This window comes from Phaeobacter sp. LSS9 (assembly GCF_003443595.1).
Lineage (GTDB): Bacteria > Pseudomonadota > Alphaproteobacteria > Rhodobacterales > Rhodobacteraceae > Phaeobacter > Phaeobacter piscinae.
Map to the genome: position 1 here is coordinate 3,105,031 of NZ_CP031956.1, position 14,740 is coordinate 3,119,770.

Annotated in this window: 15 protein-coding genes; 3 read left to right on the top strand and 12 right to left on the bottom strand. The window is 60.5% G+C overall.

Annotated elements, in window-relative coordinates; translation table 11 throughout:
- Window positions 1–38: 38 nt before the first annotated feature.
- From D1820_RS14850 to pcaF, 12 genes are all read right to left on the bottom strand, one after another.
- The gene (locus tag D1820_RS14850; RefSeq protein WP_118069574.1) at window positions 39–455 is read right to left on the bottom strand and encodes a GNAT family N-acetyltransferase; all 417 of its coding nucleotides are present in this window, start codon (window positions 453–455) and stop codon (window positions 39–41) included.
- 64 nt (window positions 456–519) lie between these two features.
- On the bottom strand, window positions 520–1,116 hold the full coding sequence (gene tsaB, locus D1820_RS14855; RefSeq protein ID WP_118069575.1) for a tRNA (adenosine(37)-N6)-threonylcarbamoyltransferase complex dimerization subunit type 1 TsaB: 597 nt from the start codon (window positions 1,114–1,116) through the stop codon (window positions 520–522).
- Window positions 1,106–1,669 (bottom strand): NifU family protein, encoded by a 564-nt coding sequence (locus D1820_RS14860; RefSeq protein ID WP_014873501.1) that lies wholly within the window; start codon window positions 1,667–1,669, stop codon window positions 1,106–1,108. Before D1820_RS14860 ends, tsaB begins: the two co-directional genes overlap by 11 nt.
- Window positions 1,670–1,831: 162 nt before the next feature.
- Complete coding sequence (locus D1820_RS14865) at window positions 1,832–2,287, bottom strand: universal stress protein (protein ID WP_014873502.1); 456 nt, start codon at window positions 2,285–2,287, stop codon at window positions 1,832–1,834.
- An 86-nt stretch (window positions 2,288–2,373) separates the two neighbouring features.
- The gene (locus tag D1820_RS14870; protein WP_118069576.1) at window positions 2,374–3,240 is read right to left on the bottom strand and encodes a branched-chain amino acid aminotransferase; all 867 of its coding nucleotides are present in this window, start codon (window positions 3,238–3,240) and stop codon (window positions 2,374–2,376) included.
- Between the two features lie 126 nt (window positions 3,241–3,366).
- Window positions 3,367–4,134, bottom strand: a complete 768-nt coding sequence (locus D1820_RS14875) for a Phenylacetic acid catabolic protein (RefSeq protein WP_118069577.1) — start codon at window positions 4,132–4,134, stop codon at window positions 3,367–3,369.
- A gap of 61 nt (window positions 4,135–4,195) precedes the next feature.
- Window positions 4,196–5,269, bottom strand: a complete 1,074-nt coding sequence (locus D1820_RS14880) for a 2Fe-2S iron-sulfur cluster-binding protein (protein WP_118069578.1) — start codon at window positions 5,267–5,269, stop codon at window positions 4,196–4,198.
- Window positions 5,270–5,279: 10 nt separating this feature from the next.
- On the bottom strand, window positions 5,280–5,753 hold the full coding sequence (gene paaD / locus D1820_RS14885; RefSeq protein ID WP_118069579.1) for a 1,2-phenylacetyl-CoA epoxidase subunit PaaD: 474 nt from the start codon (window positions 5,751–5,753) through the stop codon (window positions 5,280–5,282).
- 52 nt (window positions 5,754–5,805) lie between these two features.
- Complete coding sequence (gene paaC / locus D1820_RS14890; RefSeq protein WP_205521384.1) at window positions 5,806–6,579, bottom strand: 1,2-phenylacetyl-CoA epoxidase subunit PaaC; 774 nt, start codon at window positions 6,577–6,579, stop codon at window positions 5,806–5,808.
- Window positions 6,579–6,863, bottom strand: coding sequence for a 1,2-phenylacetyl-CoA epoxidase subunit PaaB (paaB, locus tag D1820_RS14895; protein ID WP_014879084.1), 285 nt, complete (start codon window positions 6,861–6,863; stop codon window positions 6,579–6,581). Before paaB ends, paaC begins: the two co-directional genes overlap by 1 nt.
- A 73-nt stretch (window positions 6,864–6,936) precedes the next feature.
- Complete coding sequence (gene paaA / locus D1820_RS14900) at window positions 6,937–7,914, bottom strand: 1,2-phenylacetyl-CoA epoxidase subunit PaaA (RefSeq protein ID WP_118069580.1); 978 nt, start codon at window positions 7,912–7,914, stop codon at window positions 6,937–6,939.
- Between the two features lie 23 nt (window positions 7,915–7,937).
- Complete coding sequence (gene pcaF / locus D1820_RS14905) at window positions 7,938–9,140, bottom strand: 3-oxoadipyl-CoA thiolase (protein ID WP_118069581.1); 1,203 nt, start codon at window positions 9,138–9,140, stop codon at window positions 7,938–7,940.
- 350 nt (window positions 9,141–9,490) lie between these two features.
- Here pcaF and D1820_RS14910 point away from each other — a divergent pair, with 350 nt between their 5' ends.
- The 3 genes from D1820_RS14910 to D1820_RS14920 all read left to right on the top strand — a co-directional run bounded on the left by D1820_RS14910 (window position 9,491) and on the right by D1820_RS14920 (window position 14,685).
- The gene (locus D1820_RS14910) at window positions 9,491–11,137 is read left to right on the top strand and encodes a sulfatase-like hydrolase/transferase (protein ID WP_118069582.1); all 1,647 of its coding nucleotides are present in this window, start codon (window positions 9,491–9,493) and stop codon (window positions 11,135–11,137) included.
- Between the two features lie 277 nt (window positions 11,138–11,414).
- Entirely contained in the window at window positions 11,415–13,508 is a 2,094-nt protein-coding gene (locus D1820_RS14915) for a 3-hydroxyacyl-CoA dehydrogenase NAD-binding domain-containing protein (protein WP_118069583.1), read from the top strand.
- Window position 13,509: 1 nt separating this feature from the next.
- Window positions 13,510–14,685: an acetyl-CoA C-acyltransferase gene (locus tag D1820_RS14920; protein ID WP_118069584.1), complete on the top strand. Its 1,176-nt coding sequence runs from the start codon at window positions 13,510–13,512 to the stop codon at window positions 14,683–14,685.
- The last annotated feature ends 55 nt before the right edge of the window (window positions 14,686–14,740 follow it).

Genomic DNA, 14,740 nt, shown 5'->3' on the forward strand with positions numbered 1-14,740 from the left:
GCTGCGGAAAGGGTCAACCGTTTTTTGACCTTTTGGTGTTATTCTGCGCTTTCGGCCTTGCGTAAACTGACGCTCATGAGCACTGCGTCCACTGCTGCTGTGCCTTGGCGGGGGTAGTATCCGACCCGTCGGCCGCTCTCTGCGAATCCATAAGCCTTGTACAGGCTGCGGGCCGGTTGGTTGTCTTCTGCGACCTCCAGAAACCCATCGGTTGCACCATGCGCCAAGGCGACCTCCCACCATCTCTCCAGAATCGCCTGCGCCAGACCTTGCCGTTGATGATTGGGGTGGGTGGCAATCGTCAGCAATTCCGCTTCTCCCGCAACAACGCGGCCAAGGGCAAAACTGCGCGCATCCCCGACGGCATAGCTGAAGGGGCTGTCCAGCAGGGCCGCAAATTCGCGTGCTGACCAGGCGCGCTCCTGCAGAAAGGCAGCCTGATGGGTGCGGGCCATGTCCTCCGGCGTCGGAGGGCTCGGTTGATTGTGCAAGGGTTTTGTCATGGTCAGCAGGCAGATGCTAGCCGTCAATCAGTGTTGGCGGTGCGTCTTTGGCGGGGGCGGCATCAGCAGCTCGCAGATACAGCGGGGCCGGGGCGGATATAGTGTCTTTGTAGCGCACTGCAGCCCTGCGCGCGATTGTTTCGGCAATGCGCGGTGGCGTCGCCTCGGCAACCAATTCCAGCCTCAGCGCGGTTGCGATGGCTTGCGCTTCGGCAAGCGGCATCAGCCGAGGGTCTTCTCCGGGGGGGTGCGCATAGACCTGATCACGTGGCGCAAGTACCGCGGCGAATGTGCCGGGGTGCTCACGCGCCTCAAATCCGCTGACGCCGACGGCGGGGATTTCCAATCCCAGTGCCAGACCTCTCGCAGCTGAGACGGCAATGCGAATGCCGGTGAAGTTGCCCGGACCCACGCCAACTCCCAGCGCATCAAGATCCGCCCAAGTTACTCCGCCCTGATCCAGCACCTCTTCCAGCAGCGGTATTAGGCGCTCGGCCTGTCCGCGCGCCATCTCTTCGCACGCTTGGGCAAGGAGGACGTCACCCTGCAACAAAGCGGCCGCGCAATGCGCGGCCGATGTATCAAATCCAAGGACGAGGGCGTCAGACAGCAACGGGGCGTACCTCGGTCACTTCCGGGATGTAGTGACGCAGCAGGTTTTCAATGCCCATTTTCAGGGTCAGCGTTGAAGACGGACAACCGGCACAGGCACCCTGCATGTGCAGATAGACAACGCCGCGATCAAAGCCATGGAACGTGATGTCGCCGCCATCCTGTGCCACCGCAGGGCGGACACGGCTGTCGAGCAGTTCCTTGATCTGGTTGACGATTTCGCCATCTTCACCGGTGTGTTCGGCATGGCCCGAGGTTTGCTCACCGCCCTCTGAGATGACGGGCTGGCCGGATTGGAAATGCTCCATCACGGCACCCAGGATCGCGGGCTTGATGTGGTCCCATTCGACGGTGTCAGCCTTGGTCACCGTGACAAAGTCATTGCCAAAGAACACGCCGGTGACCCCGGAAACGGCAAAGATTCGCTGCGCCAGAGGCGAGCTGCCTGCGGCATCTGCGGTTGGAAAATCAGCGGTGCCCATCTCCAGAACAGTCTGGCCCGGCAGGAATTTCAGCGTCGCCGGGTTGGGCGTGGATTCGGTCTGAATGAACATGTCGGGCCTCCTTAAAGCGTGGCAGAGATATGCGCCTCCGACCCGCTTAAGTCAAGATTTGGAACAATTCTAAATTCGAAAGCCCTATCGGGCCGTGCTGGCGCGTCCGGGTCCAATCTCCTCAGGAGGAGAAGGGCAACCGTGCTGGCAGGTCAGAAGCGATCAGGTGATCGCTTCCAGTTTTTCCTTGGACAGATCGCCGGGCACGATTGTGATCGGCACCGGCAGGCTGCCGGATGAGCGGCTCAGTTGAGTAACAAGCGGTCCGGGACCTTTGCGATCGTCCCCCGCGCCCAGCACCAGAACACCGATTTCGGTGTCGGACTCGATCTGGGCGATGATCTCGGGCACGGCTTCGCCTTCACGGATCACAAGCTTCGGTTCAATCCCCTGACGGTCCCGCATCCATTTCGCAAAAACTTCAAAATGCGCATGTATGCGTTCACGGGCTTCCTCCCGCATCACTTCGCCGACGCCGATCCAGTGGTTGAACTCATCCGGGGGAATCACCGAAAGGATCTCCACCCCGCCGCCGGTTTTGGCAGCGCGCATGGCAGCGAACCGCATCGCGTTCAGGCATTCCCGGCTGTCATCCAATACGACAAGAAATTTGCGCATATTGATCCTCTGGTTGTTCCGATTGGATCATGGCGCAAGCGATCCGATGGTGCAATAGACGAGCACGCGGCGTCCCGCGGCCGGGATCAACGGCCGTTGCTTGTGGCCCAGTCCCAGTAAAGGTCGCGGGTTCGTTTTGCGATGGGGCCGATCTGATACTGGCGATCATCAAAGGCGGTGACCGGGGTGACTTTGCTCATATTGCCCGACATGAAAATCTCATCGGCCTGTTCAAAATCCGTGTAGCCCAGGACGCTCTCGTGAACCGTGACACCATCGGCGCGCAGGTTTGCGATATGTCGGGCACGTGTGATCCCGGCAAGAAAGGTGCCGTTTGCGATTGGTGTGAAGACCTCTCCGTCACGCACCATGAAGATATTTGCCGTCGCGGTTTCAGCGACATTGCCCATCGCATCCAACGCCAAGGCGTTGCTGAAGCCTTTGGCGTGGGCCTCACGCAGCATACGGGCGTTGTTGGGATAGAGGCAGCCGGCCTTCGCATTCACCACGGCGCTCTCAAGGATGGGTCGCCGAAAGGAGGTGCGGGTCAGTGTGGCGGAGGCGGTCGGGGGCGCCATCGGGATCTCTTCCAGGCAGAGTGCGAATTGGGTGCTTTCGGGCCCCGGAGCGATCATCGTGGAATCGCCGCCTGTCGCCCAATACATAGGCCGGATGTAGACGGCCGCGCCGGGTGCAAAGAGAGATAGGCCTTCTTTGGCGATGGCGACCATATCAGCGACACTGACGGTCGGTGCCATCATAAGCGCCTCAGCGGAGGCATTGGCGCGGGCGCAGTGAAGATCAAGATCGGGGGTGACCCCATCAAACAGACGCGCCCCATCAAACACCGAGGACCCGAGCCAGGCGGCATGGTCTGCAGCCTTCATGATCGCGACATCGCCATCGTGCCAGCTGCCGTTGAAATAGGTGCGAATGGTCTTGCTGATCGCCATGCCGGGCCTCGTCCTGTGGGTGCTGGAGTGGGGTGACCCTAGGGCGCAATGGGTCAGTCGTCCAGACCTTTTCCTGCCATCTGCGCCTAGGCGTATTGCCAGATCTGGGCGACGACTACGTCTTGATCAGGCGGGCTCTGGCGCCTCCAGCCCCAGCTCTCGCAAAACGCCGCGCATCTCGCTTTGCCACCTGGTGCGCAGGTCCGCATTGCTGCGGTGGCGCAGGCCGAGCGCACAGAGGGTCTCGAACTTGTCAGAGGCATCAGTGCCAAAGCTGATGGCCACCCGGGGCCACCAATAGTGGATGGATTCCTGCAACATGTTGATGTCGCCTTCCTGCACCAATCGCGACAGCCCTTCGTGGGCAAGACGCGCATGATGGGCTTCGACGGGTTGAATCGCGCGGAAGGCCTCAGCCAACGGTTGGTAGGAAATCATCGACAACTCTGCCAGCTGCACAGCGACCGCGCGGCCCATCAGAAGGTTCATAACCACAGCATCGGCCCACCCTTCCAGAGGGTAGTTGAATACCGCAAGGCGCCGGTCGTGTTTGGATCGGCTCTGATCCAGCCCGGCCTCGCGATCCAGGCGCGCAGTCCAGGGGTGATGATCCACATAGCGTTCGGTGTCGGCACCGAAATCGCCCATGACCTGCAGAACACGATCAGCGTTGGCGGTTTTTTCCAGCACTATCCGTGCCGCAGCCATGCGGGATTTAATGCCCGGACCTTCGTTGATGATATCGACGAAGCCCGCCGCCCCTGCAAGCGCGCTGTCGACGAAGCTGGCCATGATTGTCATCAACTCAGCGCGATAGCGCGGCGGCACATTGGATGGATTGCTAAGGACGCCACCGGCCGCCAGATAGCTCTCGATGCTCATCTCATCATTCATGCCATGGTCTCCTCGGATCTGCTGCTGGGGGGCGTCGCTGCCTGCGCTCTAACCTAATGGGCTATTGATCGTAGTCTACCACCACTTTGTCGCTGAGCGGATAAGCCTGACAGGACAGGACATAGCCCTTCTCGACTTCGTAATCCTCCAGCGCATGGTTGGCGACCATCTCGACCTCGCCCTCCAGCACTTTGCAGCGGCAGGTGGAGCAGACGCCGGCTTTGCAGGCATAGGGGGCGTCCATCGCATTTTCCAGCGCCGCATCTAGAAGGGTCATGTCCTTACCCATCTCGATGGTCTGGGTTGCGCCATCCAATGTGATCGCAGCCTTGGTCTGATTGGCACCGGAGGCGGCATCGCCTGCGGTGGCCGTGCGTTTGGCACGGCCCGGCTGGGCAGAGGCGAACAGCTCGAATTTGATTTGGCTGTCATTCAGGCCGGCAGTGCGCAGCGCTGCAGCAATGCCCAGCATCATCGGCTCAGGCCCGCAGATAAACGCGGTGTCGACTGACTGGGTGTCTATCCAATGCTCGAACAACTGGGCGCATTTTTCTTCCGTCACCAGACCGGTAAACAGGTCGATTTCCTGGGCGTCGCTTTCCAGTACATGGATCACGTTGAGACGGCCCATGTACAGGTTCTTGAGGTCCTCCAGTTCTTCGCGGAACATGATCGTGTTCACGCCCTTGTTGGCATAGACCAGCGTAAAGGAGGCGTTGGGTTCGGCCGCCAGCGTGGTCTTAAGGATCGACAGAACCGGCGTGATGCCGGAACCGCCCGCAAAGCCCAGATAGTGCCTTTCGGCCACCCCGTCGAGCGGGGTGAAAAAGGTCCCCATTGGTGGCATCGCCTGCAGCGTGTCGCCTGCTTTCAGCTCGGTATTGGCCCAGGTGGAGAAGGCGCCTCCGTCAACACGCTTGATGCCGACCTGGAGGATGCCCTCATCCTTGCCTGCGCAGATCGAGTAGCTGCGGCGCAGCTCCTCGCCGTCAAAGTCGCGGCGGAAGGTCAGATACTGGCCTTGGGTGAAATCGAATTCTTCTGCCGCGCCGCCCACAGGCTTCAGGGTGACAACCACCGCATCGCGGATGGTTTTGCGGACGTCGGTGACTTCAAGGTCGTGAAAGCGCGCCATCAGGGTCTCCTCAGATGCACTTGAAATAATCAAAGGGTTCGAGGCAGTCCTGGCAGCGCCAGTGAGCCTTGCAGGGGGTCGAGCCGAACTGGCTGACCTTGGTGACTTCTGTACTGCCGCAGTGCGGGCATTTTTCGGGCCCGCCTGCGGCTTGGGGCGGGGCGATGCCGTAGGCCTCCAGCTTAGCGCGGCCTTTCTCGGACAGCCAATCGGTGGTCCAAGCGGGGGAGATCTGGGTCTTCAGTCTCAGATCCGTAACACCGTGGCCGCGCAGGGCCGTTTCGATATCCAGGGCAATCACTGCAGTTGCCGGGCAGCCAGAGTAGGTAGGGGTGACTGACACAACCAGAGTTTCCCCTTCCCAGGCCACACCACGGATGACGCCCAGATCCACCAGCGAGATCACCGGGATTTCCGGGTCGGGCACAGCGTCGAGCCACTCCCAGATCTGGTCAATGCTTGGCTGAGTTGTCACCTGGCTCATGCGGTCTATCCTCACTGGCTGTTTCGCCGCCCCTAGTACTTTGGCCGTGGCCTTACCACTTGGCGCCGGGATAGGCGCGCTGCAGCCATTGCATTTGGGTCAACAGGTGACCCAGATGTTCCGTGTGCATGGCACCGGTGCGCCCACCTTTGTGGGCAAAGCGGCTGTCCGGCAGGGTCAAGGTGGCCTCATTCAGCACGCGGGAGACCAGCGTGTCGTATTCCTCACGCAGGGATGCAGGATCGGGGGCAATGCCCGCCTTGACCATCTCAGCATCCACATTGTCGGACTGGAACATCTCGCCCACATAGGGCCACAGATAGTCCAGCGCCTCCTGCATCCGACGGTGGCTTTCTTCGGTGCCGTCACCCAAGCCCACCACAGTGTCGGCGGAGCGTTCCAGGTGATAGGCAACCTCTTTCGAAGCCTTCTCGGCGATGGCTGCAACCCGCTCGTCCGAGGACTTCATCAGCCGACCCAGCTGGATCGAATGCCAGGCGTCGAACAGGAACTGGCGCATCAGGGTGCGGCCGAAGTCGCCGTTCGGCACCTCCACCAGCAGCACGTTGCGAAAATCCCAGGCGTCACGCAGGAAGGCCAGGTCGTCGGCTGATTTGCCGTCACCTTGTACCTCAGCCGCGAGGCCGAGCCACATCTGGGTCTGGCCGATCATGTCCAGCGCGGTGTTGGCCAGCGCGATGTCCTCTTCCAGCACCGGCGCGTGGCCGCACCATTCGCTGACCCGGTGGCCCAGGATCAGGGTATTGTCCCCCATCCGCAGCAGGAACTGGGTGAATGCCTCGTCCTTGTTAATAGCGGCGGTCATTACATCGCCCCCACTTCTTCGGGGATGTCGAAGAAGGTCGGATGGCGGTAGACCTTGGACTCCGACGGCTCATAAAGCGGGCCCTTGTCGCTGGGCGAGGAGGCGGCGATATGGTTGGCCTCAACCACCCAGATCGACACGCCTTCGTTGCGGCGGGTGTAGACGTCGCGGGCGTTCTTGATCGCCATTTCGGCGTCCGGCGCGTGCAGGGAGCCGACGTGGCGGTGGCTCATCCCGTGCTGGCCGCGGATGAAGACTTCCCAGAGGGGCCATTCGTTTTTCATGTCTTAAATCCTCCTGGCTGAGGGGGCGCCGCCGCAGTATTCAAGAACGGGCAGAGCGCCGGAATGCTTGGGGTTATTCGGCAGCGTGCTTTTGCGCGGCCTTCTTTTTGGCATGCGCCAACAGCCCGTCGCGGACCCAGGCGCCGTCGTCCCAGGCCTTGTTGCGGGCGGCAAGGCGGTCCACGTTGCAGGGGCCGTTGCCCTTGATCACGTCAAAAAACTCGCTCCAGTCCGGGTCGGTGTAGTCATAATGGCCGCGTTCCTCGTTCCATTTCAGGTCCGGGTCGGGAACCGTCAGGCCAAGGTATTCGGCCTGCGGCACGGTCTGGTCGACGAATTTCTGGCGCAGCTCGTCGTTGGTGTTCATCTTGATCTTCCAGGCCATCGACTGGGCGGAATGGACCGAGTCCTTGTCGGACGGTCCGAACATCATCAGCGACGGATACCAGAGGCGGTTCAGAGCATCCTGGGCCATTTTCTTTTGCGCCTGCGTGCCCTCGGCCATCTGGCGGATGGCGTCATAGCCCTGGCGCTGGTGGAAGCTTTCTTCCTTGCAGACGCGGATCATCGCGCGGGAATAGGGGCCGAAGGAGGTCCGCTGCAGCGGCACCTGGTTCATGATTGCGGCCCCATCGACCAGCCAGCCCACCGCGCCGATGTCGGCCCAGTTCAGTGTCGGATAGTTGAAGATCGAGGAATACTTCATGCGGCCGTCCAGCAGCATTTCGGTCATCTCGTCGCGGGACACGCCCAGCGTTTCCGCCGCGCAGTAGAGGTACAGCCCGTGGCCCGCCTCATCCTGCACCTTGGCCAGCAGGATCGCCTTGCGCTCCAGAGTCGGGGCGCGGGTGATCCAGTTGCCCTCGGGCAGCTGGCCGACGATTTCGGAATGCGCGTGCTGGCCGATCTGGCGGATCAGCGTCTTGCGGTAGCCTTCGGGCATCCAGTCCTTGGGCTCGATCTTCTCGCCCGCGTCGATGCGCGCCTGAAAGGCCGCCAGCTGTTCCGGATCGTCCTGGGTCGCTTCGGATTTGACCATCTGAGCATACATGTCTGGGACCTCCCTTGGGTTTGTTACACGCGTTCCAGGATCAGGGCGGTGCCCTGTCCGACGCCGACGCACATGGTGCAAAGCGCATAGCGCCCGCCGGTGCGTTGCAATTGATAGGCAGCGGTTAGCACCAGCCGCGCGCCGGACATACCCAGCGGGTGGCCAAGCGCGATTGCACCGCCGTTGGGGTTAACATGGGGTGCCGTGTCCGGAAGGCCAAGCTCACGCAGTGTCGCAAGGCCCTGCGAGGCAAACGCCTCGTTCAGTTCGATCACGTCCATCTGTTCGATGGTGAGGCCGGTACGCTCCAGCACCTTGCGGGTGGCAGGCACCGGGCCGATGCCCATGATGCGCGGCTCGACCCCGGCAGCGGCCATGCCGACGATGCGGGCCATAGGCTTCAGGCCGTTCTTCGCGGCCGCGGCCTCATTCGCCATCAGGATCGCCGCAGCACCGTCGTTGACGCCGGAGGCGTTGCCGGCTGTCACGGTCTTGTCCGGGCCGTTGACGCCCTTGAGGCCCGCCAGCTTCTCCGCGGAGGTGCCGGGGCGCGGGTGTTCGTCGGTGTCCACCACCAGATCATCGCCCTTGCGCTGGGGGATGGTGACCGGAGTGATCTCGTCGTTGAAGATACCGGCCTCATGTGCTGCGGCCCAGCGGGCCTGGCTGCGGGCGGCGAATGCGTCCTGATCCTCGCGGGAGATGCCGTAATCTTCGGCCACATTATCGGCGGTCTGCGGCATGGAATCGGTGCCGTACATTTCGTGCATTTTCTTGTTCACGAAGCGCCAGCCGATGGTGGTATCATAGACTGCGTTGGCACGGGTGAAGGCGGAAGTCGCCTTGGGCATCACGAACGGCGCGCGGCTCATACTTTCGACGCCGCCGGCGATGGCCATGTCGTAGTCGCCAGCCTTGATCCCGCGTGAGGCCATGCCGACCGCATCCATGCCGGAGGCGCAGAGGCGGTTGATAGTGGTGCCGGGCACAGTGGTCGGTAAGCCCGCCAGCAAAGCTGCCATGCGGGCCACGTTGCGGTTGCTTTCGCCGGCCTGATTGGCATCACCCAAGATCACATCGTCCAAGCTGCTCCAGTCTACATCCGGGTTGCGGGCGGCAAGCGCGGCAATCGGCAGAGCAGCAAGGTCATCGGTCCGCAGCTGGCTGAGCGCGCCGCCGTAGCGGCCGATTGGGGTGCGGGTGGCATCGCAGATGAAAGCATCCATGGGTGTTCGCGTCTCCAGATCGCGGCATGTCATAAGCCGACCATATAGTCGGTAATATGCGTAGAAGTGATTCTCGGCAAGAGAGATGTAACCATAATACGCATTTTCTGAAAAATCTGTAACATGTCAATAATCTGCCACCAGCCGGTTGGCCAGTGCGGTGCAGTGTTGATGCGTCCGGCCCGGAAGCCTGTTTCGCTAAGCGATGAGATGTGGGATGGTTTACATGTTGACTAATTTTGCGCCTGCGCTCTGACTGGCAAGGGCCTTGGCCTGCACCTTTGACCAGCGTGTCAGTAGCAGGCAGAGACAGTCAAAGGTGGGGACTGCCAAAGGCGGAGGAGGGCTTGATGAATATTCTCTACATCATGTTTGACCAACTGAGGTTCGATTATCTCCGCTGTGCGGGGCACCCGCACTTGCAGACACCGCACATTGACGGCCTGGCACAGCGCGGCGTGCGGTTTACGCGCGCCTATGTGCAATCGCCGACCTGTGGATCTTCGCGTATGTCCAGTTACACAGGTCGCTACCCATCAAGCCATGGCGTGCAATTTAATGGCTACCCTCTGCGTGTCGGTGAGTGGACGATGGGTGACCATCTGCGCAAGGCCGGGATGAGCTGCCATTTGATTGGTAAAACCCATATGGTTGCAGATGCCGAAGGGATGCAGCGTCTTGGTCTTGCTCCTGACAGCATTATTGGCGTGCGTCAGACGGAATGTGGTTTTGATCCGTTCGTTCGTGACGACGGGCTTTGGGCCGAAGGACCAGATGGTTTCTACGACAGCAAGCGCAGCCCCTATAATGAATATCTCAAATCGAAGGGCTATCCGGGTGAGAACCCGTGGGGTGATTTTGCCAATGCCGGGACGGAGGGGCAGGATGTCGCCTCGGGCTGGTTCATGGTCAATGCGGACAAGCCAGCCAATATTGCTGAGGAAGACAGCGAAACCCCATGGCTTACTCGTGAGGCCATGCGGTTTGTTGAGACGGCGGAACAAGACGGTGATCAGCCTTGGTGTGCGCATCTGAGCTATATCAAACCGCATTGGCCCTACATCGTGCCAGCCCCCTATCACGATATGTATGGTGCCGAGCATGTGCTTCCGGCTGTGCGTAGTGCCGCCGAGCGGGAGGAGGCTCATCCCGTGTTCGAGGGGATGATGAACAATCAGATTGGTCAGGCCTTTTCCCGTGATGAGGTGCGCGAGAAGGTGATTCCGGCCTATATGGGATTGATCAAACAGGCCGACGATCAGATGGGCCATCTGTTTGCTTGGCTAGAGGCGACGGGACGTATGCAGGACACTATGATCGTGCTGACGTCAGACCATGGAGATTACCTCGGCGATCATTGGCTGGGAGAAAAGAACCTGTTCCACGAACCATCGATCAAGGTGCCATTGATTATCTATGACCCGCGAAGTGAAGCGGATGCCACACGCGGAACCACTTGTGATGAGTTGGTTGAGGCGATTGATCTGTTGCCGACTTTTCTGGAGGCTGCGGGAGGCACGCCTGCCCCACATATCCTTGAGGGGCGCTCTCTGATGCCATGGCTGCGTGGCGAGATGCCCGAATGGCGCGACTATGCCGTCGCAGAGTTTGACTATGCGACGCTGCCGTTGTGCGAAAAGCTTGGATTGGCCCCCAAAGATGCCCGCCTGTTTATGGTGGTCGATAAGCGGTGGAAGTTCATGCACGCGGAAGGCGGTCTGCGCCCCATGCTGTTTGATCTTCAGGACGATCCTAATGAACTGATAGATCTGGCCAAGACAGGCGCGCATCAGGAGGTGATTGATCTGATGTATGACCGTTTATTGGAGTGGGGACTGCGGATGTCGCAGCGCATCACGCTATCGGACGAACAGATTGCCACGCGGCGGGGAAAGTCAGCCCGGAAGGGGATCCTCTTGGGAGTCTACGAGGCGTTCGAGGTAGATGACACATTGACTGAGGCCTACCGTCGACCAATCCCGAAACCCACGAGCTGATCGCAATATTCGCGTCCGAAGAGACGTACCGTCATATGCAGCAGATGCTGGGCGACGCTTGGCAAGCTGCGTTGACGCGCGGCATGATGGGTCTTGTCAGCTTGTGGAGCCGGATCTAGGGTTAAATGCAAATCTGCGGAATAATATTCCGCATTGCGAAATTGATAGGGCTGACGCCTGTGTTTCGATCAAGGATAGTCACGTGGCAGATCGGCTTCCGTGCCCTGAGCCTCGTCGCAATCCTGATCGATATCGCCCGCAAGAAGAGGAAAGATCCATGACCGAAGCCATTGTTTATGAGCGGATTGGCGACATCGCAGTTCTTGCCGCGCAGAACCCGCCGGTGAATGCACTTGGTATAGATGTGCGCCGCGGTCTGTTGGCAGGAATTGAGCGGGCCGAGACGGAAGGCGTGCGTGCCGTCCTGATCTATGGCGAGGGGCGGACTTATTTCGCGGGCGCTGATATCCGTGAATTTGGCAAACCCATGGAAGAACCGGGCCTGCCGGATCTCTGCAACCGTATCGAAGCCGCCAAGCTGATCGTCGTATCGGCCCTGCACGGCACAGCGCTGGGCGGTGGGTTGGAGGTTGCACTTTCCTCGCACTACAGGATCGCCGTGCCAGGCGCCAAGATGGGGCTGCCGGAGGTCCATTTGGGGATCATTCCAGGCGCCGGTGGGACCCAGAGGCTACCTCGCGTCGCAGGGACAGAGGCCGCATTGGAGATGATCACGACCGGCCGCCACGTGGCCGCTGCCGAGGCTTCTGACAAGGGTGTTATTGATCGTATTGCTGAGGGCAGCCCGCGCGAGGTTGGACTGGCATACACCCGTGAGCTCCTCGAACAGAATGCGCCGCGTCGCCCGATCTGTGACATGCCCGCGCCGGAGCCCGTCGATTTTGATGCCACATATGAGCGTGTTCTGGCCCGTGGGCGCGGCCAGCTCTCCCCGGCGATTGCGGTGCGGGCGGTGCAGGCCGCCTGCGAGGCCCCAAGTTTTCTTGATGGTGTGCGGCAAGAACGAGAATTGTTTATGAAGCTGATGGAAAGTGATCAGCGGCAGGGATTGATCCACGCCTTCTTCTCGGAACGGGCGGTCAGCAAACTGCCCGAGCTTGCTGATGTAACTCCTCGCGATATTGCCGCAATGGGGGTCATCGGTGGCGGTACCATGGGGGCTGGCATCGCAACAGCTGCGCTGCTGGCAGGACTGTCGGTGGTGCTGATTGAACGGGACGAGGCGGCATCGGTTGCGGCACGGGAGCGGATTGAAGGCAATCTCAAGGGCGCGCTGAAGCGGGGCAAGATCAACCAGTCGCAATTCGACGCTATCCTCAATGAGGCGCTTGAACTGGCAACGGATTATGCTGCTCTGTCGCAGGCCGATCTAGTGGTCGAAGCGGTTTTTGAAGACATGGATGTGAAACGCGACGTTTTTGCAGCGTTGGATAAGCATTGCAAACCGGGCGCTATTCTCGCCAGCAATACGTCATATCTGGATATCAACGACATTGCGGCCGCCACCGGTCGGCCATCTGATGTGATCGGACTGCATTTTTTCTCGCCCGCGCATGTGATGAAGCTGTTGGAGGTGGTGGTCGCGGATCAGACAGCGCCTGATGTCGTGGCTACCGGTTTCGCCCTTGGCAAAAAGCTGAAGAAAACCGCCGTACGCTCCGGCGTTTGTGATGGCTTTATCGGCAATCGGATCATGAACAGCTATCGCAAGGCGGCTGACTATATGGTTCTGGACGGCGCATCGCCCTATCAAATCGACAAGGTGATGACCGGGTTTGGCTTCGCCATGGGGCCGTTTGCGGTCGCCGACCTCGCGGGGTTGGACATTGGCTGGGCGGCGCGCAAGCGTCGCGCGCCGACACTCGACCCACGTGAACGGGTGGTGCATTTCTCTGATATGCTATGTGAAGGCGGCGATTTCGGGCAGAAAACCGGTCGCGGTTTTTACGTCTACGAAGAGGGCAAGCGTGGCGGGACGCCGAATCCGCAGGTAGCCGAATACATCGAACGCGATCAGAGCGATCAGGGCGTGACGCCGCAGGTTTTTGCCAATGACGAGGTTCTGCGCCGCTACATGTGCGCGATGGTCAATGAGGCGGCAAAGGTTGTCGGTGAGGGCATCGCTCGCCGTCCTCTGGATGTCGATATGGTGCTGCTGTTTGGCTACGGTTTCCCCCGGTTCTGGGGCGGCCCGCTGAAATGGGCGGACCTGCAGGGGCTGGACAGCATTCTCAAGGATATTCGCCGCTATGCCAAGGAAGATGCCTTCTTCTGGCAACCGGCCCCGCTGTTGGAGCAATTGGTCGCCGAAGGGCGCAGCTTTGATGACCTCAACAAGGAGGCCCACTGATATGAAACAGGCTGTTATCGTTTCTGCCGCTCGCACGGGGCTGGCCAAATCCTTTCGTGGGTCTTTCAATCAGACGCATGGTGCCACCTTGGGGGGGCATGCTGTCGCTGCCGCTGTTGAGCGGGCGGGTCTGGAAGGGGGCGCAGTTGAGGATTGCATCATCGGTTGCGGCTTTCCCGAAGGGGCGACGGGGCACAATATCGGGCGCCAGATCGCTTTGCGCTCCGGCTTGCCGCAGTCAGCGGCTGGCATGACGGTGAACCGGTTCTGCGCGTCGGGCCTGCAGACCATTGCGCTGGCGGCGCAGCAAATCATTGCCGAAGGGGCCGGACCGATGGTTGCGGGCGGGGTGGAGAGTATCTCCATGGTGCAGCCCAATGTGACGCAGGTGCAGGATCCCTGGCTAAAAGAGCATAATCCTGACGTCTACATGGCGATGATTGACACGGCGGATGTCGTGGCTGAGCGCTACGGTATCAGCCGGGAGGCGCAGGACGCCTATGGCCTGCGCAGTCAGCAGAAGATCGCAGCAGCGCAGGATGCGGGCATCTTCAACGATGAAATCGTGCCCATGCAAACGGTAATGGCGGTAACGGACAGGGACACCGGAGGGATCAGTCATCGCGAGGTCACAGTAAATCGGGATGAATGCAACCGCCCGCAGACGACATTGGACGGGCTGGCGGCGTTGGAACCGGTGCGCGGTGCAGGCAAATTCATCACCGCAGGGAATGCCAGTCAACTCTCGGATGGTGCGGCTGCGGTTGTGATGATGGAGGCCGATGAGGCCAGTCGCCGCAGTCTTGATCCTATGGGGGCGTTTCGGGGGTTTTGCGTGGCGGGCTGCGCGCCCGATGAAATGGGCATTGGTCCCGTGCATGCCGTACCGCGCCTGCTGGAGCGGCACGGCGTGACGGTGGCAGATATTGACTTGTGGGAACTGAACGAAGCCTTCGCAAGTCAGGCGCTTTACTGCCGCGACCAACTCGGCATTCCGGATGAGATCTGCAACGTCAATGGCGGTTCAATTGCGATCGGCCACCCGTTCGGCATGACTGGCGCGCGGATGGTGGGGCACCTCCTGCGTGAAGGTCACCGACGCGGTGCCAAACTTGGGGTGGTCACCATGTGCATAGGCGGCGGCATGGGCGCTGCGGGCCTGTTCGAGATTTATTAATCACAACCGCGCGCGGCTCGCCGTGTTGAGGAGAGCGGGACGGGCAAGTCAAACA